Source organism: Thalassospira mesophila, assembly GCF_002115755.1.
GTDB classification, from domain to species: domain Bacteria; phylum Pseudomonadota; class Alphaproteobacteria; order Rhodospirillales; family Thalassospiraceae; genus Thalassospira; species Thalassospira mesophila.
In genome coordinates, this window is the sequence record NZ_JFKA01000001.1 from 158,051 (window position 1) to 178,513 (window position 20,463).

Annotated in this window: 22 protein-coding genes; 15 read left to right on the forward strand and 7 right to left on the reverse strand. The window is 52.1% G+C overall.

Annotated features, from left to right (window positions below; all coding sequences use genetic code 11):
• The first annotated feature begins 54 nt into the window (after positions 1–54).
• From TMES_RS00720 to rlmN, 3 genes are all read left to right on the forward strand, one after another.
• Positions 55–615 carry a hypothetical protein gene (locus TMES_RS00720; RefSeq protein ID WP_143589494.1) on the forward strand — a complete coding sequence of 187 codons (561 nt, stop codon included), beginning with the start codon at positions 55–57 and terminating at the stop codon, positions 613–615.
• A gap of 241 nt (positions 616–856) precedes the next feature.
• Positions 857–1,408 (forward strand): invasion associated locus B family protein, encoded by a 552-nt coding sequence (locus TMES_RS00725; protein ID WP_085578483.1) that lies wholly within the window; start codon positions 857–859, stop codon positions 1,406–1,408.
• Positions 1,409–1,886: 478 nt separating this feature from the next.
• Entirely contained in the window at positions 1,887–3,077 is a 1,191-nt protein-coding gene (rlmN, locus tag TMES_RS00735) for a dual-specificity RNA methyltransferase RlmN (RefSeq protein ID WP_085579742.1), read from the forward strand.
• 100 nt (positions 3,078–3,177) lie between these two features.
• On the opposite strand, the gene TMES_RS00740 is transcribed toward rlmN, so the two are convergent.
• Positions 3,178–4,158, reverse strand: a complete 981-nt coding sequence (locus TMES_RS00740; RefSeq protein ID WP_085578487.1) for an aldo/keto reductase — start codon at positions 4,156–4,158, stop codon at positions 3,178–3,180.
• Positions 4,159–4,210: 52 nt separating this feature from the next.
• Between TMES_RS00740 and TMES_RS00745 the strand changes: the two genes are divergently transcribed.
• Positions 4,211–4,585: a winged helix-turn-helix transcriptional regulator gene (locus tag TMES_RS00745; protein ID WP_085578489.1), complete on the forward strand. Its 375-nt coding sequence runs from the start codon at positions 4,211–4,213 to the stop codon at positions 4,583–4,585.
• A 97-nt stretch (positions 4,586–4,682) separates the two neighbouring features.
• Here TMES_RS00745 and TMES_RS00750 read toward each other — a convergent pair whose 3' ends face one another.
• The 3 genes from TMES_RS00750 to TMES_RS00760 all read right to left on the reverse strand — a co-directional run bounded on the left by TMES_RS00750 (position 4,683) and on the right by TMES_RS00760 (position 7,229).
• Positions 4,683–5,048, reverse strand: coding sequence for a Dabb family protein (locus TMES_RS00750; RefSeq protein ID WP_085578491.1), 366 nt, complete (start codon positions 5,046–5,048; stop codon positions 4,683–4,685).
• Positions 5,049–5,066: 18 nt separating this feature from the next.
• Positions 5,067–6,347 carry a murein transglycosylase A gene (mltA, locus tag TMES_RS00755; RefSeq protein ID WP_245835149.1) on the reverse strand — a complete coding sequence of 427 codons (1,281 nt, stop codon included), beginning with the start codon at positions 6,345–6,347 and terminating at the stop codon, positions 5,067–5,069.
• A 183-nt stretch (positions 6,348–6,530) separates the two neighbouring features.
• The gene (locus TMES_RS00760; protein WP_143589495.1) at positions 6,531–7,229 is read right to left on the reverse strand and encodes a Tim44/TimA family putative adaptor protein; all 699 of its coding nucleotides are present in this window, start codon (positions 7,227–7,229) and stop codon (positions 6,531–6,533) included.
• Between the two features lie 307 nt (positions 7,230–7,536).
• On the opposite strand from TMES_RS00760, the gene TMES_RS00765 reads away from it, so the two are divergent.
• Together TMES_RS00765 and secB are read left to right on the forward strand one after the other, a co-directional pair.
• On the forward strand, positions 7,537–8,109 hold the full coding sequence (locus TMES_RS00765; RefSeq protein ID WP_085578497.1) for an FxsA family protein: 573 nt from the start codon (positions 7,537–7,539) through the stop codon (positions 8,107–8,109).
• A gap of 402 nt (positions 8,110–8,511) precedes the next feature.
• Entirely contained in the window at positions 8,512–9,006 is a 495-nt protein-coding gene (gene secB, locus TMES_RS00770) for a protein-export chaperone SecB (RefSeq protein WP_085578499.1), read from the forward strand.
• Positions 9,007–9,120: 114 nt separating this feature from the next.
• Here the strand turns inward: secB and hemJ are convergent, their stop codons facing one another.
• From hemJ to hemE, 3 genes are all read right to left on the reverse strand, one after another.
• Complete coding sequence (hemJ, locus tag TMES_RS00775; protein ID WP_085578501.1) at positions 9,121–9,549, reverse strand: protoporphyrinogen oxidase HemJ; 429 nt, start codon at positions 9,547–9,549, stop codon at positions 9,121–9,123.
• A 45-nt stretch (positions 9,550–9,594) separates the two neighbouring features.
• Entirely contained in the window at positions 9,595–10,680 is a 1,086-nt protein-coding gene (gene hemH / locus TMES_RS00780) for a ferrochelatase (protein ID WP_085579744.1), read from the reverse strand.
• A 168-nt stretch (positions 10,681–10,848) separates the two neighbouring features.
• Entirely contained in the window at positions 10,849–11,886 is a 1,038-nt protein-coding gene (gene hemE, locus TMES_RS00785; protein ID WP_085578503.1) for a uroporphyrinogen decarboxylase, read from the reverse strand.
• Between the two features lie 538 nt (positions 11,887–12,424).
• Between hemE and TMES_RS00790 the strand changes: the two genes are divergently transcribed.
• The 9 genes from TMES_RS00790 to TMES_RS00830 all read left to right on the forward strand — a co-directional run bounded on the left by TMES_RS00790 (position 12,425) and on the right by TMES_RS00830 (position 20,230).
• Positions 12,425–13,255, forward strand: a complete 831-nt coding sequence (locus tag TMES_RS00790) for a pyruvate, water dikinase regulatory protein (protein ID WP_085578505.1) — start codon at positions 12,425–12,427, stop codon at positions 13,253–13,255.
• A complete protein-coding gene (locus TMES_RS00795; RefSeq protein WP_085578506.1) occupies positions 13,252–13,848 on the forward strand; it encodes a Maf family protein in 597 nt (198 codons plus the stop codon). Before TMES_RS00790 ends, TMES_RS00795 begins: the two co-directional genes overlap by 4 nt.
• Positions 13,849–13,898: 50 nt before the next feature.
• Positions 13,899–14,765, forward strand: a complete 867-nt coding sequence (locus TMES_RS00800) for a shikimate dehydrogenase (protein ID WP_085578508.1) — start codon at positions 13,899–13,901, stop codon at positions 14,763–14,765.
• A gap of 20 nt (positions 14,766–14,785) precedes the next feature.
• A complete protein-coding gene (coaE, locus tag TMES_RS00805; protein ID WP_085578510.1) occupies positions 14,786–15,409 on the forward strand; it encodes a dephospho-CoA kinase in 624 nt (207 codons plus the stop codon).
• On the forward strand, positions 15,390–16,085 hold the full coding sequence (gene dnaQ / locus TMES_RS00810) for a DNA polymerase III subunit epsilon (protein ID WP_085578511.1): 696 nt from the start codon (positions 15,390–15,392) through the stop codon (positions 16,083–16,085). Before coaE ends, dnaQ begins: the two co-directional genes overlap by 20 nt.
• 25 nt (positions 16,086–16,110) lie before the next feature.
• Positions 16,111–16,965 (forward strand): substrate-binding periplasmic protein, encoded by an 855-nt coding sequence (locus TMES_RS00815; protein WP_085578513.1) that lies wholly within the window; start codon positions 16,111–16,113, stop codon positions 16,963–16,965.
• Positions 16,966–17,233: 268 nt separating this feature from the next.
• Positions 17,234–18,052, forward strand: coding sequence for a (Fe-S)-binding protein (locus TMES_RS00820; protein ID WP_085578515.1), 819 nt, complete (start codon positions 17,234–17,236; stop codon positions 18,050–18,052).
• Positions 18,053–18,055: 3 nt separating this feature from the next.
• Entirely contained in the window at positions 18,056–19,486 is a 1,431-nt protein-coding gene (locus TMES_RS00825) for a LutB/LldF family L-lactate oxidation iron-sulfur protein (protein ID WP_085578517.1), read from the forward strand.
• A gap of 15 nt (positions 19,487–19,501) precedes the next feature.
• Positions 19,502–20,230, forward strand: a complete 729-nt coding sequence (locus TMES_RS00830; RefSeq protein WP_085578519.1) for a LutC/YkgG family protein — start codon at positions 19,502–19,504, stop codon at positions 20,228–20,230.
• Positions 20,231–20,463 lie beyond the last annotated feature (233 nt).

The window sequence follows — 20,463 nt, forward strand, 5'->3', positions numbered from 1 at the left end:
CCTGATTTTTCCGGTGCGCTGATAACCAGCGCCCGGAAACGGCTTGCCACATTTATGTCCGTGGTTTCGCTGTCGGTTATGCTGGCCGCTTGTGCGGGCAATGCCGTGGGCCCCGGTGCCACAAATACCAGTTACGGCAAAAATACCCTGAACGGGGCTTCCTATAATGACGGTGCCCCGCGCGACCGCCGCGCCGATGCGGCGAAAATACCCCCGGCTGCAAAACCAGCGGCCAAAGGCCCGGGTCGTGTGCCCAATAACCAGGCGGCATCCCTGGCGGCCCGTAAACCGCCGATAAAACCGGCGATAAAACCCAAACAAACCGCCGCCATCCCGTTTGTTCAGATCAAGGCCGCCAGTCTCGCCAATCTTGAGGGCAAGGCCGTTGAAGCCAAACTGGGCAAACCGGAAATGCAGCGCGGTGAAGGATCGGCCAAGGTTTGGCAATATCGGTCTGACCGTTGCGCGCTGGATGTTTTTTTCTATCCGCAAGGGGGTAAGAAACAACCTGTTCTGGTTCACATGCTGGCACGGCTACGCGACGGAAATGGCGAAATTGACTTGCAAGATTGCCTCGACGAAGTGGTAAAAGACAAGCAATCGCACAAGGGGTGAATATCCCCGATGCAGATACACCTTTAAATACCGAAGAACCTGCCATTCCTTGGTCGAATCTTTACCTTTGCACGCCACATTGGTGGGTAATGATTTCTTCGGTTTATAATGTGATGAAAACCGGGCTGTCCAAAACCGGATTTATGCGGATGTGTCAGCTGTTTTGATCGCAATGTGCGCCTGTCGGCCCGAAATGCCGGCACCAAGATCCTGATAACCACAGATTAGTTACGCGGATACCATGGAAAAAGCAGTACATCGTCTCGTCAAAAGCATTCTTCTCTGCGCAATTGCCATGATGGTGTGGGCGACCGGCAGCGGTTCGGCCTTTGCGCAAAACTCCCCGGAATTGATCGACGTCTATAGCAAGTGGGAAGCCTATACCTATACCGAAAAAGGCAAAAAAGTTTGCTATATGGGCAGCCAGCCAACCTCGGCCAAGGGTGACTATACCCAGCGCGGGAAAATCTATGTGATGGTAACCCATCGCCCCGCCCTGAAACTGTTTAACGAGGTCAGCTTTATCACCGGCTATACCTTCAAGAAAAACAGCGAGGTTGATGTCCGGGTCGATTCGAATCGTTTTAAACTGTTTACCTATGACGATTCAGCCTGGGCCGTGAACAGCGAAGAAGACCGTAAACTGGTCAAGGCCATGAAAGCCGGCATTAAAATGTCGGTCGTTGGCTATTCATCGCGCGACACGAAAACCACGGACACCTATTCACTTTCCGGTTTTACCGACGCCTATAAAGCGATTTCAAAGGCTTGCGGGGCCACTCCCGTTGATTAAAGCCTGATATAACCATTGCAGTTTCGCCCGACCGACCAGAAACAACGGCATGGCCCTGTTTCTACCTGATGGCTGCAATGTGAATTTTATCGTTTATAATGAACCGTCGCTCCGCTATATGCGGGGCGATTGGTTTTTTTTAACAAGATCTGGCGCCCCGGCAATCTGCCAGCGGAACCCTGTTTTCACGCCCGGCCAAAACATAACAATCGCGGCGATATTGCAGGATCGAATGTCATGACCATATGACCCGTGGACTGAATATGTTATGGCTGCTGGCGTTAACACCGCGCATTTGCCCGTGCCAAAACACTAAAAACACCCCTTGCAAGACAAGAGAGAGACCGGAATGACCGACAGCGATGTCTTACGCGCATCTAAAAGCGATATGTCCCCCTTGCAACAAACTGTTGATCAGGGGACAGGCATTGATGCGGCCAATTCCGGTATCCTGAGCGAAAATTCGCCCAAACCCGCCATGCCGGCAACGCCCAAAACACCCGGCCTGTCTGATTTTGTCGCGCGCGCCAAAAGCGGGCTGACAGCAGATGGCCGCAAGGATTTAATCGGCATGTCGCGCGAGGAACTGACCGAAGTTCTTACCGCCATGGGCGAAAGCAAGTTCCGCGTCAAGCAACTGTGGAACTGGATGTATAACCGCGGTGTCACCAGCATTGATGGCATGACCAATATTTCGGTCAAGCTGCGCGACCGGCTTAGTCAGGATTACATCATTGGCCGCCCGGTTTTGACCGCGGATCAGAAAAGCTCGGATGATACCCACAAGTGGCTGATGCGCTTTGGCGATGGAAATGAAGCCGAAGCGGTTTACATCCCTGATCGCCACGAAGACCGGGGGGCTGTTTGTGTGTCCTCCCAGGTGGGCTGCACGCTGACGTGCAAGTTTTGCCATACCGGCACCCAGCTTTTGGTGCGCAACCTGACACCGGGCGAAATCATCAGCCAGTTCATGGTCGCACGCGACAGTTATGGCGAATGGCCAACCCCGGCCAATGGCATTCGCCGCCTGTCCAACATTGTGATGATGGGCATGGGCGAGCCGCTGTTTAACTATGAAAATGTCCGCGATGCCTTGCGCATTGCCATGGACGGCGAAGGCATTTCCATTTCGCGCCGCCGCATTACCCTGTCGACATCGGGGGTGGTGCCCGAAATTGTCCGTGCGGGTGAAGAACTCGGCGTTGGCCTGGCAATTTCGCTGCATGCCCCGGACGATGATTTGCGCAATGAAATAATGCCAATCAATAAAAAATACCCGTTAAAAGAATTGATGAATGCCTGCCGCCATTATCCCGGCATGTCCAATTCGCGGCCCATCACGATGGAATATGTGATGTTAAAGGGTGTGAATGACCAGCCCGAACAAGCCCGCGCGCTGGCCAAGCTGGTGCAGGGGGTGAATTGCAAGTTTAACCTGATCCCGTTTAACAAATGGCCGGGGTCGGATTATGAATGCACGCCAACAGCGGGTATCAAGAAATTTGCCGCAACCTTGAATGAATGTGGTTATGAAGCACCGATTCGCTGGCCGCGCGGCCGCGATATTCTGGCAGCCTGTGGTCAGCTTAAATCGGAAAGCCAGCGTTTGCGCAAATCGCGCGCGTGCCAAAGCGATACCCCCAATAGCGACACTGTTGCTGCCCAGTAAGTTATTCTGGCGCAACCGGCACTGAAAATTCCGATAAATATTAACGGGCAGGAATTGTTTCCTGCCCGTTTTTTAATGGCACTAATGGCTGCAAGACTGGTTACAAAACCGCATAGTGATTATCGCCCAGCCCATCGTAGCCAGCCGCATGACGGGTGGCAGATAACAAATCATAGGGATAGCCCGCGACAAAGGCGAAGGCTTGCTCCAGCGCGGTGATATCATCATCTGACAACACAATATCGCCCGCCGTCAGGCCCCCTGATAGTTGATCAAGGGTGCGGGGGCCCAAAACCGGAAGGGTATTTTTGGCCAAAAGCCAGGCCAGAGCAATTTCGGCCCGGCTTTTTTGCAATCTGTCTGCGATCTGGCCCAATACAAACAGGGCATCCGCATATTCAGGGTTTTCCGCCGTCTCTTTTGCCAAAACACCACCAAAAAGTGGCGACCACGCCATAACAGCCATCCCGGTTGCTTGGGCAAAGGGGATAAATTCGCGTTCGATCGTACGTTCAAGCAGGTTATATTGCATCTGCATGACGCTAACCGGGCTTAGGCCGCGCCATTGCGCCATCATGCTGGCCGATGCCATGCGCCAGACCGGCATGTTTGACAGACCAATATATAAAATCTTGCCCGCCCGTACCAGATCATCCAGCCCGCGCATAATTTCATCAATTGGCGTAATACCATCATCAAAGTGAACGAAATAAACATCGATATGGTCGGTTTTAAGCCGTTTCAAGCTGCCTTCAACCTCGGCCCTCATGGCCTTGCGATGGTTGCCGTGCGCCGCACGGGCCGGGGTGCTTAACGGGGTCCGGCAATATTTTGACGCGATGACAAAATCATCGCGTTTTGACGGGTTTAAAAATTCCCCCACCAGTTGTTCGGCAATACCGCCCTGATACGCGCTGGACGTATCAATAAAATTTCCCCCGGCATCGGCAAAATGATGCAGTATTTGCAGCGCTTCGGCGGGATCGGATTTGCCATTGTGCATTTTTCCCATTCGGGCGGTTCCCAGCACAAATTGCGAAACGGCAAGGCCGGTATTGTGCCCTAATAATCGATATTTCATCTTTCATCTCCACATGTCATGGCTGCCCGACACATAGAAGGATTGATAAAAATTGGGAAGAACGCACAATATTCACAGTAACTTACCAGAAAGTAAGGCCGCGTGTTTTAGCCCCGGTGGATCAGCCGCCCGGGTTTCAGATGCGCTTTCGGCCCTGTCTGGGCGCTGGAAAGTGGAAATTCTGTTTTCATTATTAGCCTGTCAGACCTGCCGCTATTCGGAACTGGAACGCAATATTACCGGTATTTCGCAAAAAATGCTGGCCCAGCAACTGCGCGAACTGGAACGCGACGGCTTGATCAACCGCCATATTTACCCCGAGATCCCGCCCAAGGTTGAATATAGCCTGACCGAACTGGGCCAGTCCCTGCGCGTACCATTGCGGATGTTGCGCGAGATCGGGGTGGCTATGCATAATCGGGAATGAACACCAGACGTTTAATTGATCCCTAAACGCCTGCATAACCTGACATAATTTAATAATAGATACTTTTAATTATACTTGTTTATAAATTATCTACTATTTAGCCCCAACTGGCCTGAAGCTTGCGCGGTCGTTCGGGGCCGGATAAAGAGACCTCATCGATTTCGGTATTCATCACCAAAATACCGCCGAGCCCGCCCTGGGCCAGTTTGACCAGGCGCTGACCGATCTGTTTTTCATCCAGGCCGATGATGTAATCATCGCGGGCGGCACTGTTGATAAAATCAATGGTGAAGGCGTGGGTAAAGCCCTGATGCAAACCATCGCGGTCAAGATTACGCCCCCCGACGAAGCCCAGCATACCTTCGATGGTGGCCGCCATTTCTTTCATACCGAAAAAAACGGCCTCGGTTTCAGCCGGATCGGCGTGATAAGGCACCTGTACCAAAACAATATGACGTATCATCACATTGGTCCCTGCCTGCTATTTTGATGAAGTCTCCCCTGTTTGATCCTGCCGGTTTGTCGAGGTTTGATCAATCGAAATGCTGCGGGGCAGCAAAAGGTAGGTTTGGCCCTGGCGGTTCATATGCCCGGCGTGAAGGGCGGCTTTTTCACCGGGACCAAAAAAGATATCACCGCGCACCGGCCCGCGAATAGCCCCCCCGGTATCTTGCGCGATCATAAGCTGATGAAACTTGCGATCTACATTCATCGCATCACGGGTTTCCAGCCAGATCGGTACCCCCATGGCATGAAAACGCCGGTCAACCGCCAAGGAGCGTTCGGTTTCAAGCGGCACGCCCTGCGCGCCAATCGGCCCGGCATCAGGGTCGCCGGGTAACTGGCGAAAAAACACATAGGACGCATTAAGGTTCATGACCGCATCAGCCTGATCGGGGTGATCTTGCAACCATTGGCGAATGGTTTGCAGCGAGACCGTTTTCGGCGTTAACGCGCCGCGTTTGATCAATTCCCGACCAATGGCAAAATAGGCTTGGCCGTTGGTGCCGGAATATCCCACCTTTAGGATGCTGCCATCCTCAAGAACAACCCGGCCGGACCCCTGAATTTGCAGGAAAAACGCATCCACTGCGTTATCGACCCACACCAGTTCAAGGTCACGGTTCGCCAGGGCACCGGCTTCAATCTCGGTCCGGTCATAATAGGGGACCACTTTTTTGCCCGTCACACGCCCGACCACGGTTTGGCCCTTTAACGCCGCGCGAAAAGCGCCAAGGTCAATATCGACCATATCATCGGGTTTAAGATAAAGCGGAATTTGAAACCGGTCATGGCGGGTGAGGCTGCCGCGTAATTCGGGTTCGTAATAGCCGGTAAACAGGCCGACCGGGTCGTTATTGTTCCCGGCACGCCACGGCAGAAATGCAGTTTGAAAAAACACACGTAAATCTTCGCTGCGCACGGTTTGCGCATTAATCGCCAGTGCCGTTTCGCACGCAGGCCGCCATTGGGCAACCGTCCCCACGCGCGGGTCCGGCCCGATATCCTTGTCGTCTGCCCGCTTTAAGATCCGCACACAAGAGCGCTGGAACGCGACCAGGGCTGGCTGCATATTATCGCTTTGCCAGCCGTCAAGGTCGCTAAAACGGGCCGGGGACAGGGTCAGATGGTCCGGTTTTTCCAGCGGGGTAATATAATCGGCAATTTGGGGCCAAAAAAACCAGACGGCACTGCCTGCAAGGATGATTGCGATAAAACCCAGAAACGCACCAAACAACAGGGGGGATCGTTTTTTATTCAAAAAAGCCGCCATGAAACAAATCGGGACCAAAATTCAGATTCTCACAGTGTCAGCTCAAACGGTTAAAAAACCAAAAGCACGGCACCCGCGCATTGATAAAAATGGCAGCTTATAAACAAAAAGGCGGCTTCACCTGTCGGGAAGCCGCCTTTTTATCATCTTAAATCCGCAAAAAAGCTGCTATCAGCTTTCGTCAGCCGGTGTTTCAGTGGCGACAAGCTGCCAGTTCGGATCGGAACTTTCCATATTGCGGGCAAATGTCCACAAATCCTCGACCTCGATCACATTATTGGGATCACCCGAAATCACATCGCCCGCCTTGTTGCGCACAATCGAAACTTCCTCGGAGACAAATTTGATCGTGATGTAAGCCGTGCGGCCTTCAACAGTGGCCTCATGGATCACGGCAGATTTAATACCAACCAGAGTGGTTTCTTCATGCTCGTCACTGGTGGCACGGTCATCAATTGCTGTGGCGAAGTTTTTATAAACCTCGGGCGACAGCAAGGATTTCAGCGTGTCCTTGTCGCCCTTGGCAAAGCTTTCAACAATCATTTCAAACGCCATGCGCGCCCCGTTCAGGAAGTCCTGCTGGGTGAAAGATTGGTCGGCAAGCTGGATCTGCGTTAAGGCCGGGCTGGAAACCGGATTTGCAGTTTCATTTTTTCGGCTGGAATCGGGCAGGCGATAAACATTTTCATCGCCAGTTGAACCAGCCCCTTCTTTCTGACCAGGACCGGCGGCATCTTCATGGGTCCGACGCCCGAAAACGTCGGTTGGTCCCTGTTTTTCATTGCCGGTTTTGCGGCCCAGCACACTACGCAGGCGCAAAATCAGAAAGATGGCGATCAGCGCAAAAAGAATAATATCAAAATATTGCAATTCCGGACTCTTGTTTTGGGGGTGTCGACGGACGGCAACCGCCATCATACAGCCTGTGTTCGTGAAATGGTATGACCTTATCTGAATGCAAGGGCAACTATCGAACTCAGAAAAATGTGATCAACTTCACCAAGACGCCGTCAAACATGCTAAAACCGGGCGGCATTGCTGGCACGCTGCCGTATTTTCGTCCAGTTATGTCAGTATCGCACCAGCTTAGGTTAGAACCTGTTACCATTTAACGCAGAATTTTGCCTTTAAGCCAATTCTGTTTATTTCCAAATAGCCAGCGCCAGACGGAGCAATTATGGGCTTTATTCTTTTTGGCATTTTTGTCGTGATGCCGATCGTCGAAATCGCCGTTTTTATTCAGGCCGGCGAATTGATCGGTTTATGGCCGACCATCGCAATTGTTGTTTTAACCGCAATTCTGGGCACATCGCTGATGCGATCCCAGGGATTGAAAACGCTGGCCCGTGCCCAACAAGAGCTTGATCAGGGCGAAATGCCGATCGGGCCGATGTTTGACGGGGTTTGCATTTTAATTGCCGGGGTTTTGTTGCTGACCCCCGGTTTTGTCACCGACACCATGGGCTTTTTATTGCTGTTCCCGCCTTTGCGCCGCGCGGTTGGCGCCGGATTGATCCTGAAAATGATGAAATCGGGAAAAATGCGAATGTCGTTTGGCGCAGGTTCTGCCCGCCAAAACGACCCGTTTGGCGGGGCTGGTAATAGCAGCAGAAATACAGGCGCATCCCGCGGCCCACGCGGCGGCCCTGTGATTGATGGCGACTATGAAGATCTCGATCAGCAAAAAGGCAGTATGGATGAACGCCCTGATCAGGATAACGACAATGATCGGAACCTGCCTCCGCGCTAGCCAGGCAAGATCGCCCAAAAACTGTTCGATCTGCAATATCAAAAGCCGGGGGCATGTCGCCCGGCTTTTTTGTGCAAAATTGTCAAAGCCAGCCAGATTAAAAACATCCTGATGGCATATCAATATCAGGCAAATCATCGTTGCTTGCGAATCTGGCTTAAAAACCGCCTTGCGGCTTGCCTTGATCTTGCCCGTCTGTTCCATCCATGCTAGGCCATCAGGCGTTATTTTCGGGGCACCAAAACCCGGGAACCGAACCTTACGGTGTCAGAAAAAAGCCGCCTTTAGTCACCATGACAGTGTGCCTGATCGGGAAATTTCCCGGCCATTGGCCGCTGGTTTAATCCGGACTGAACGGCTTTTTCCTGACCAAATTCCAAGATCTTAGGGAGTTATCTTCTAATGGCTGAAAATACCACCGGTGCAGAAGGCACGGATGCAGCACCGCAGCAGGCTGGCAATCCGATCACCATTCATGCCCAGTATATCAAGGATTTGTCGTTCGAAAATCCGAACGCGCCGGAAAGTGTTGCCCTGCAACAGCAGCCCAAAATCAACATTGATGTTGATGTTCAGGCCCGCACCACCGAAGACCAGCGTTTGCACGAAGTTGTTTTGAAAATCGACGTCAAAGCCGAGATTGCCGACAAGGCTGCTTTCGTGATTGATCTGCAATATGGTGCCGTTGTCACGCTGAATGTTCCTGAAGAACATCGTTTGCCGGTCCTGCTGATCGAAGTACCGCGCTTGCTGTTCCCCTATGCTCGCAAGATTGTTGCCGATCTGACGGCAGATGGTGGCTTCCCGCCGCTGATGATGCATCCGATTGATTTTGCCGACCTGTTTCGCAAAAAATATGCCCAGGCTGCCGACAGCACCCCGGCCGGAAACGCCTGATCAATCGCGATTATCTGACTTTAAAATCAGAAAAATATACCAAAATGCAAAAACCCCGCCATTCATTGGCGGGGTTTTTATATGTCAGACAATATCAAAAGCTGAGTTTCAATATCAAAACGGCTTTGCAATCACCATAAAGACAATAATGATCATAAGGATGGTAGGCACTTCGTTGAGGATACGATAAAACTTTGCCGATTTGGTATTGGTGCCAGCGGCAAAAGCCCGACGATATTTTGACAGCATCATATGAGCGATGGTCATAAGCACCACGCAAAGAAGTTTCACGTGAAACCAGCCTTCGGTCATGGCTCCGGTCACACTGATCAGGTAGCCGCCGAAAATCCAGGTCGCGATCATCGCCGGGTTCATGATGGCGCGCAGCAAACGCCGTTCCATGATTTTGAATTTCTCGTCGGCTTCCGAACCAGGGGTCACATCGCAATGATAAACGTAAAGCCGGGGCAGATACAGCATACCCGCCATCCAGGCGATAACGCTGATCACGTGCAGGGATTTGACAATGCTATATAAATCCATCGATCTCTCGGTTGTGATTTTTTAAAAGCAGACTGATTAATACGGCTAACCCGGTTGTTTGGCCGTTGCACAAACATGATCATCGGGACACCACCAGCCACGGGTTTGGCCACTATCGGTATCAACACCGTTCTGGTCGAGGGCAGACTGCGTTTCTTCAATCACATTTGCGAGACCGGCAATGAATTTTGAATGTGAACACACGGTGCGCACCCGTTCATAGACCGGAATTTTCAAATGATCGGCAATTTCGCGATATTCGATATCCAGCTCGACCAGGGTTTCGGAATGTTCGGTGACAAAGGCAATCGGTACAATCACCAACGGCACAGCATCCTTGCCAGCCCGTTTAATTTCTTCCTCGGTGGAGGGTCCTATCCATTCCATTGGTCCGACCCGGCTTTGGTAACAGACCAGCCAGTCCAAACCGGGAATGGCCATTTTATCGACCACGGCCTGAGCTGATTTTTCAATTTGAGACTGATAGGGATCGTTGCGCCTGGTAATCACCGCCTTTGGCACACCATGGGCCGAAAACAACAGGCGCGGGGCGCCTTTATTCTGGTCCAGGGCGCGTTGATACCCTTCCTTCACCATATCGGCCGTTGCGTCGATAAAGCCGGGATTGGTGGGGTAGCAACAGGCTGTTTTCATCGGAATGCTCAGATCGATATCCCGACAGACTTCTTTCCAGTCCTTGACCGATGACCCGCTGGTGGTGGTGGAAAATTGCGGATAAAGCGGCAGCAAAATCATTTCATCCGCACCCCACGCCTTAACCTGTTTTGCAGTTTCGTTTGCAAACGGTTTCCAATAGCGCATGGCAATGAAACACCGGTTTTCAAAGCCGTTATCGCTGTCATTCAGGCTGGTTTGCAGGGCATTGGCCTGATCCTGGGTCAGTTCCAGCAAGGGAGACTTGCCACCAAGATGAGCATAAATTTCCTGGGCAACCGGGGCCCGGCGCGATGAAATCAGCTTTGCTAACAAATAACGAAACGGATTGGGCAGGCTGATAATCGCCGGGTCATTGAACAAATTGAATAAAAACGGTTTTACAGCTTCGGGACTGTCGGGACCACCAAGGTTGAATAAAATGATCGCACGTTTTTTTTGAACTTGATCGGACATCGAAAAATCCTTCTGGCGTTCCAGAAAACCGGAAAACACGTGTAAGCCGTAAATCACAAAATCCGTCCCGTTCCCGGGGCGAAGGATGACGGGAACCATCCCCAAAAGCAATGAAGTTAGCCTTCATTACGAATTGATTTTTCCAATGGATTTCATCGATTAAAGAAATCATCCGCCGTTGCGAATAAAATCCACCAGCTTTCCAACATTTTCAGGCGGTGTTTCCGGCGTAATGCCGTGACCAAGATTGAAAATGAACGGACCATTGCCCAGGGTGGTTAAAATCCGGCGCGTCTCGGCCAGCATTTCATCCCCTCCGGTAATCAGATACATCGGATCAAGGTTGCCCTGAACCGGGCCCAGTTTTTGCAGATTTTCCGCCACCCATTTAAGCGGAACGCCACTATCAAGCCCCACCGCATCAACACCGGTCAGATTTTTAAAATCCAGTAAATGCAAACCGGCTCCCCTTGGAAAGCCAATGATCGGCATATCGGGGTATTCAGCCTTGATGTTTTGAACGATTTTACAGGTTGGTTCGATCACCCAGCGATGAAAACCGTTTTCGGACAATACCCCGCCCCAGGTTTCAAACAACTGGATGACTTCTGCCCCGGCCTTGATCTGGGCCAGCAAATATTGCGTGGTTGCTTCAACCAGAATGTCGATCAGTTTTGCAAACCCGTCGGGATCGCCATAGGCGAACCGGCGAATATTGGCAAAATCCTTGCTGCCTTTGCCTTCAACCATGTAAGTCGCAACCGTCCAGGGGGCACCGGCAAAGCCGATAAGTGTGGTATGTTCGGGAATGGCGGACGACAGTTTGGCAACTGTTTCGTAAATGGGGCCTAACACATCGTGAATACCATCGATATTCAGGCGTGTAAGGCCAGCCTGGTCGCGAATGGGGTCCAGTTGGGGGCCTTCACCCTGTTTGAAGGCCAGATGCTGCCCTAGCGCCTGTGGAATGACCAGGATGTCGGAAAACAGAATGGCGGCATCAAAATCGTATCGCCGTAACGGCTGCAAAGTTACTTCGCAGGCCAGATCGGGATTGTAACAAAGATCGAGGAACGAACCTGCTTCACCGCGGGTGGCACGATATTCGGGTAAATAGCGGCCTGCCTGACGCATCAGCCAGATCGGCGGTGTTGGCAGGGTTTCACCGGCTAACGCCCGCAGAAACAGTTTTTTTTGGTTCGGCATATGTCTGTCCAGTTCCTGTTTTTCGGTCCCCGGTCCACGGTGCCCAAGACGGGTCGTGGCCTATCCATTCGTTTTTTCCACCGTCTCTCTAGCAAAACCATTTTAAATAAAAAAGGATGTTGTTTGTTAGTGGATGCCTGTGGATAACCGGGATTAAATTTGGTGCACATCTTATCCACATTCCGACTCGGATAATTTGATCCGCCGCAATCGATCTTGGGGAAAACTGGGGACGACTCCGAACGACTCTCAGGCCCTGCCTTGGGAAAAGACGATTTTGAATAATGGGGATAATGGGGATTAAACTGGTTTTGTGCCCGTTATCCCTGCTATCAGGTAAAAAATTTTCCGGTTATCCAGAGCGGGACAAGTGGTTTGAGGAAAATTGTAAAGGGTTGCGGATAAAATTCGTCTGATGAATTTTGCCCGAGTCGTACCCGTTATGCACATTTATCCACAGGCGCGACTCCGATTCTGGAAAAAGTGATTTTTAAGTGCGTAAAAAACAGGCAATCCCGACAATCCCGATGGAGCAGATATGAGCGACCAAACCAGCATTTTTCATCTGCACCTTGTTTCTGATTCCACCGGCGAAACTGTCGACGGGGTTGCAAGGGCCTGTGTAGCCCAGTTTCCCGATGTTCAGGCCCACGAACATGTGTGGCCGCTGATTCGGACCGATGCCCAACTGGCCCGGGTGCTTGCCGATATTGAACGCCATCCGGGCATTGTTCTTTATACGGTTTTTAACAGTGAAATTCGCCGCAAGCTGGAAGAAGGCTGTCGCCGCATTCAGGTGCCGCACAGTCATGTGCTTGATACCACCATCACCATGATGGCCGGTTATCTGGGGCAGCAGTCGCGCGGGCGCATTGGCGCGCTTCATAAAATGGACGAGGATTATTTCAATCGTATCGAAGCGATTGATTACGCCCTTAGCCATGATGACGGGCAGGCGACCTGGGATTTGGAAGATGCCGATGTGGTAATTGTTGGTGTATCGCGCACCTCAAAAACACCAACATCGGTTTATCTGGCCAATCGCGGGATCAAAACGGCAAATATTCCGTTTGTGCCAGGTTGCCCGGTGCCACCGGAGCTGGACCAGCTTAAAAAACCGCTGGTGATTGGCTTAATCAAGGATGTGGACCAGCTGGTATCGATCCGCAAAAACCGTTTGCGCCAGATTGAACGGGGTGAAGGCGGCGATTATGTTGACCCGGTTGCTGTTCGGGCCGAGGTTTTTCAGGCGCGGCGTTATTTTACCGAGCGCAACTGGAAAATTATCAACGTTACCCGCCGCTCGATCGAAGAAACAGCAGCGATGATTATGGCGATCCTGAATGATCGCCGGGAGGAAAATGAATGAACCGTCTTATTTTGGCATCCAGCAGCAAGGCCCGGCAGCAAATGCTGCATAATGCCGGTGTCGATTGCGAAGCCGTTGCCTCGATGATTGATGAAGACGGATATAAGCAGGCGATGAAAGCCGAAGGCGCATCGGCAATGGAAGCCGCTGAAACCCTGGCGGAAATGAAAGCCTTGCGCATGTACCGCCAGCGGCCCGAAGCGATCGTGATTGCTGCCGATCAGATGCTGGAATGCAATGGTGTATGGTTTGACAAGCCAATGGACCGTGATCAGACACGGGCACAATTGCGCGCCTTGCGCGGCAAGCGCCATCAATTGGTATCGGCGGCGGTGGTTTATAAGGAAGGTTCGCGCATTTGGGGCAAAATCGACACTGCCCATTTAACCATGCGCAATTTTACCGATGAATGGCTGGAATGGTATCTGGACCAGGCAGGCGAAGACATTTTTCACTGCGTTGGTGGTTATCAGCTTGAAGGGTTGGGCGCCCAGCTTTTTACCGAGGTCAAAGGTGATTATTTCACCGTTCTGGGCATGCCGCTTTTGCCCCTGATCGGGTTTTTGCGCGATCATGGCATATTGAAAGCGTAGTTTGAGATGTCTGATTGCCTGAATTTGCCCAAAGCAGTGGAAAACCATTTATGAGCACCCCGGTCACTATTCACACATTATCTGGCACATCGCGATTGGCCGGTGTTATGGGTTGGCCTGTTTCCCATTCCAAATCACCGCGTTTGCAGGGTTATTGGCTGGCACAATACGGGGTGGATGGCACATATATGCCCTTGCCCGTTTTGCCGGAAAATTTTGCAGCTTCGGTGAAATCGTTGCGTGATCTGGGCTTTGCCGGGGTTAACGTGACCATTCCCTATAAACAGGCTGTTTTCGCCGTTTGCGATGAATTGACTGATCGGGCCAAACGCATTGGTGCGGTAAATACCGTTACATTTTCGCCCGATGGTAAAATACAGGGCGATAATACTGACGGTTTCGGATTTATCGAAAATTTGCGCCAATATGTGCCCGATATAGATTTTTCATCCGGCCCGGCCGTTGTTTTAGGGGCAGGCGGGGCATCGCGGGCGGTGATTGTGTCGCTGCTGGATGAAAATTGCCCGCAAATTCGCCTGACCAACCGCACCGCCAGCCGCGCCCATGAACTTGCCCGCGAAATTGGCGATGACCGGATTACGGTAGTGGATTGGCCAATTGCCAAAACAAGCCTTTGTGATGCCGCCTTGCTGGTCAATACCACCAGTTTGGGCATGGTCGGGCAACCGGCACTGGAAATTGACCTGGGCGGCTTGGCCCAAAGCGCGATTGTGACCGATATTGTCTATGCGCCGCTTAAAACCAACTTGCTACTAGGGGCCGAGGCCCGGGGCAACAAGGTGGTTGATGGTTTGGGCATGTTGCTTCATCAGGCCCGGCCGGGGTTTCACCGCTGGTTTGGCGTTGACCCTGTTGTCACATCAGAGTTGCGTGAATTCGTTCTTTCGCCGGTTTAAGAATAAAGGCTGTTTTCAAAATGGATATTCTTGGTCTTACCGGGTCTATCGGTATGGGAAAATCGACGGCGGCGGGCATGTTTCGTTATCTTGGCGTGCCAGTTTATGATGCCGACGCCAATGCCCATGATTTGATGGCACCGGGCGGGGCGGCGTTTAGCGATATTGCCATCCTGTTTCCCGACGTGATTGTTGATGGTAAAATTGACCGGCAAATATTGGGCGGGCATGTTTTTGGTAATGCCGATGCGCTGGCACAGCTGGAAGGTATTTTGCACCCGCTGATAAGGGCGAAACGCGATGCCTTTATTCGCAATTGTCGGCGGGCGGGATATGCGGTGGTGGTGCTTGATGTGCCATTATTGTTTGAAACCGGTGGTGATAAACAATGCTATTATGTTGCGGTGGTGTCGGCACCGGGCTTTATTCAGCGCCAGCGCGTGTTACGCCGGGGTGGGATGAGCGAGCGGAAATTTGCCGGGATTTTGCAAAAACAGTTGCCTGACCCCCAAAAACGCCGCCGGGCGGATTTTATTATTCCCACCGGGCTGGGTCGTGCGGTGACATTTAGATCCATTCAGTCCATTATCGGGCACTTGAACAATCGGAATAAACGGACCAAAAATGCGCGAAATCGTTCTTGATACCGAAACCACCGGCCTTGACCCCTATTCCGATCACCGGCTGGTTGAAATTGGCTGTATTGAACTGATCAATCACATGCCGACGGGCGAGCATTATCATCAATATATCAATCCGCAGCGCTCCATGCCCAAAGAAGCCTTTGATGTGCACGGATTGGGCGATGAATTTTTGGCAAAGCAACCGGTTTTTGCCGAAGTGGTCGATGATTTTATTAAATTTATCGGCGATGATTCAAAGCTGATCATTCATAACGCTGCGTTCGATATGAAGTTTTTGAACGCCGAACTGGGTTGGTTGAACAAACCGTTGATTGCCAAAGACCGGGCGATTGATACGGTGCAAATGGCGCGCAAAAAATTTCCCGGATCCCCGGTTAGTCTGGATGCGCTGTGCCGCCGTTTTAAAATCGATAATTCCAATCGTACCTTGCACGGGGCGTTGCTTGACTCCGATTTGTTGGCACTGGTTTATCTGGAATTGCTGGGTGGGCGCCAGCACGGGCTTATCCTTGATCCCAATGCGCAGGCGCAGGCGGACAGAGACCAGGCGGTGCGGGCAGGGCAGACCTCCAAGCCATTTCGCGCGCCACGCCCGCATGTTGCAAAACCCGACGAGCTTGCCGCGCACCAAGTTTATATTGCTGAAAAAATCAAAGATGCAGTCTGGTTAAAATAACAAATATCGTTTCGGGGCGGGGGTGATGGGTCAGAAAAAGGGGCGGTTTTTCTGTGTGGCGAAATGGGCAAGTTTTAGTCTTGTTCTAATGTCATTCGGGGTCGGGTGCCGCGCAGGTGCACAAACACCGCCGGTATCTGCGGGAACACCTTATATTTTGCATCAAAGTTACCCGCAAAATGCTGAAGAAGGCCGCCCGGAGCAGCTGTTTTTTGACGAACTGGTACGATCGCTGTTTAAAAACGCGAAATTGCCCTTTATCGAACAGCTTCAACAACCGTGGAAGCGGGCCTATCAGGAAACCCTGTATGGCCCCCGGCACGTTGTTTACCCCACCACCCGCACGGCGGATCGTGAAAACGAACTTGAATGGGCTGGCCCGATAAGCCGGACAGTGTGGAATTTATACGGGATGAAACATGCCGGTTGGGCGGGACGACAGCTGGCCGATATTTTTGCATCTGCCCGTATTGGTGTGGCCATGGGCTCGGCCCGGGAAGATTATTTAAGATCACGCGGGGCTAAAAATATCGTCGCGGTTCAGCGTGATGACCAACTGTTGGCGATGTTGCTGGCCGACCGGATTGATGTTTTGGCGATGGGGGCGTCCTCGCTTGGGTTTTTAACCAGCGATGCCGAGGCCCGGGCCGTTGGGCGGCTGGCAAGTTACCGGGTTTGTTATCTTTATGTCGCGTTGAGCAAGGATAGCCCGCCGGGTGATGTTGCAAAATTACAGGCCAGCCTGGACCGGTTTTATCTCGACGGGCATTTTTTGGCGATGCGTCGGGATTTTAAATTAAATGCCGACCCGCACAGCGATTTTATCCAATCGCTTTTGCATCCTGCGAGCCACAATATTGGCTGCGTTGATATGAATTAAAGATTATCTCTAAATCAGGAATAATCATTTATATCTAAATAATGATTTACCGGCAAAATCGCATCGATAATCCTGCTGATATCATCCTTGCCGGGCGGGCCAACAAGGCTTTTGCAGATTTGCGCGGGTTATCTTATCGCCATCGCGTGTCATCAAGTGCTGGACCGTGGTTTTTAAAATTGGTAATACCAGTTAGATGTTTTTGGCAAAAGAGCAGACAGACCCCGCATCGTCATGTTTGCCAGCGCCTATCAGAGAGGGAACCAGGATGTCTTTCGCGCCATCATCCACGTCTACGCCGTCCTCCACACCGGATCCCACGCCAAAGCCACGGGTTGGCCTGTTTGTGACCTGTCTGGTTGATATGTTTCGCCCAACGGTCGGTTTTTCGGCGGTCAAGCTGCTTGAAGAAGCGGGTTGTGTTGTTGATGTGCCGATGGAACAGGTTTGCTGTGGTCAGCCTGCCTTTAATGCTGGCGATCTGGCATCGGCGCGCAAGGTGGCAAAGCCCCTGATCGCGATGTTTGCCGACCATGATTATGTGGTGGCTCCCAGCGGGTCCTGTGCGGGCATGATGATCAAACATTTTCCCGAACTGTTTGCCAACGACCCCGAAATGGCTGAACCGGTAAAGGCGCTGGCGGCAAAAACCTGGGAACTGGTATCGTTTCTAACCGATGTGATGAAACTGCAAGGTGTTGCCGCCGCCTTTGATGGCAGCATTACCTATCATGACAGCTGTTCGGGCCTGCGCGAATTAAAGGTCAAGGAACAGCCGCGAAAATTGCTGCGCTCCGTCACGGGATTGTCGATTAATGAATTACAGGAACCTGAAACCTGCTGCGGTTTTGGCGGGACTTTTTGCGTTAAATACCCCGAAATTTCCGGCAAAATGGTTGGTGATAAAACCACCGATATTAAAAACAGCGGTGCTGACATGCTGCTGGCGGGGGATATGGGCTGTTTGATGAATATGGCCGGTAAACTGCGCCGGGAAGGGTCTGACATGGAAGTACGCCATGTGGCCGAGGTGTTGGCCGATATGACAATGGCAGCACCGGGCATTGCCGGATCGGAAAAGGGCTAGGTCATGGAAAATTCGACATCCCCCAAATTCAAACAAAACGCCCATGATGCCCTAAACGATGCCAGTTTGCAGCGTGCCCTTGGCCGCCTGAAAACCGGGTTCAAGGACAAGCGCACGGCCGCCATTGCCCAATTGCCGGAATTCGAGCAATTGCGTGACGCCGCGCGTGACATAAAAAACCACACCTTGGCCAATCTCGACCATTATTTAACGGCATTTGAAGCCAATGTTATTGCCAATGGCGGCCATGTGCACTGGTGTGCCGATGCCGAGGAAGCCCGGCAAACGGTTTTGAAAATTTGCCAGGACAAGGACGCCAAATCGGTCCTGAAGGGCAAGTCGATGATTTCCGAGGAAATCGGCCTGAATGCCTTTTTGGAAAAGCAGGATTTGAAGGTCGTTGAAACCGACCTTGGCGAATATATCATTCAACTGCGCAACGAACCGCCCAGCCATATTATCGCCCCCGCCATTCATGTTCATAAAGAACAGGTGGCAGACAGTTTTCGCGCGACCCACAAGGGGCGTGACATTAACCGCCCGCTTGATGAACCGCGCGAATTGCTTGATGAAGCCCGCGAGGTAATGCGCGAGCATTTTTTTGCCGCCGACGTCGGTATTACCGGTGCCAATTTCCTGATCGCTGAAACCGGCACATCGGTCATTGTTACCAATGAAGGCAATGGCGATTTAACCCAGACCCTGTCCAAAGTGCATATCGCGATTGCCAGCCTGGAAAAGGTGGTGCCAACGCTTGAGGATGCCTCGACGATTTTGCGGGTTTTGGCGCGCTCGGCCACCGGGCAGGAAATGTCATCCTACACCACATTTTCGACCGGTCCGCGCCGGACCGAAGACCTTGATGGTCCCGAAGAATATCATGTGATCTTGCTCGATAACGGCCGGTCCAACATGCTGGGCACCGAATTTCAGGACATGTTGCGCTGTATTCGCTGTGCGGCGTGCATGAACCATTGCCCGGTTTACGGGGCGGTGGGCGGCCATGCTTATGGCTGGGTTTATCCCGGCCCGATGGGGTCGGTTTTAACGCCGTCGCTGATCGGGGTGGAGGAGGCTGGCCATTTGCCCAATGCCTCGACCTTTTGTGGCAAATGCGAAGAAGTCTGCCCGATGCGGATTCCCTTGCCGAAAATGATGCGGCATTGGCGCGAACGCGAATTTGAAAAACATCTGGGCCCGCAATCGATGCGGTTCGGGATTCAGGCGTGGGCGTGGATGGCGAGCCAGCCAAAGCTGTATCAATTTGCCACCGGAATTGCCGCCAGGGCCTTAAAATTAATCGGCGGCAGTAAACGTGCCATTCGCAAATTACCGCTGGCCAGTGGCTGGACCGATATTCGCGATTTGCCCGCCCCGCAGGGTAAAACATTCAAACAGCTTTGGGCGGAACAGCAAGCCGCGAAAAAAGCCTGATCCCGGAGCGTTAAAATGACCGATCCTTCATCATTGTCACCTTCTTCGTCGCGAAGTGCCGTTTTGGGCCGTATTCGCAAAAATCTGGGCCGGGCAGCTGGCCCGCAGGATGCCCCGGCCGAGGTTGTAACGCGGCTTGCCAACCCGCCGCGCAATGTTATGCCTGCACGGGGGCAAATTCCTCATGACCAGCAATTAAACCTGTTTGTCAAAATGGCCGAAGATGTGAATGCCAGTGTTCGCCGGGTTGAAAATAGCGATGCCATTGTTGGTGAGGTATCGCGCTATCTGGCCGAGCATAATCAGCCTGCGGTGGTGCGCCTGGCACCCGATGCGACGATTACCGGGCTGGACTGGAATAAAACAACGCTGGAAACATCTTCTGGTGTGGCCGGGCCGCTTGATATGGTGAGTGTGACGCCGGCTTTTGCCGGTGTTGCGGAAACCGGCAGCCTGATGTTGCGCTCCAGCCCTGATCAGCCCTATACGCTTAACATGCTGCCCGATACCCATATTGTTGTGGTTCGTGCCAGCCAGATTGTTGGCACGTATGAAGAAGTGTGGAGTTTGCAACGGCAAAGCCAGGGCCGGGGCACCATGCCGCGCACGTTTTTGTGGGTGACGGGCCCGTCGCGGACTGGTGATATTGAACAGACCTTGCAGCTTGGCGCACACGGTCCCCGTCGCCTGCATATTATTCTGGTTGATGATACCGGCGAGACATCTGTGGGGCAGCCTGATTAACTCGCCACAACATGCCGCTTACCGGTGTGTGAAGCTGATAATCGGACCATGACATTATCGAACGGCAATGACCGGGGGCCTTTGGCCTCCGGTTTTTGTGTGATGCACCCTGTTTTGTTTGGCTTTTTGGTAAATTTCGCATGATTTACCTGTTTCCCGGCGGTGCATTTTTAAAACAATGCGGCTATATGTTAGAGCATATTTCCTTTAATAAGACCCATTCTGCCCGCGCA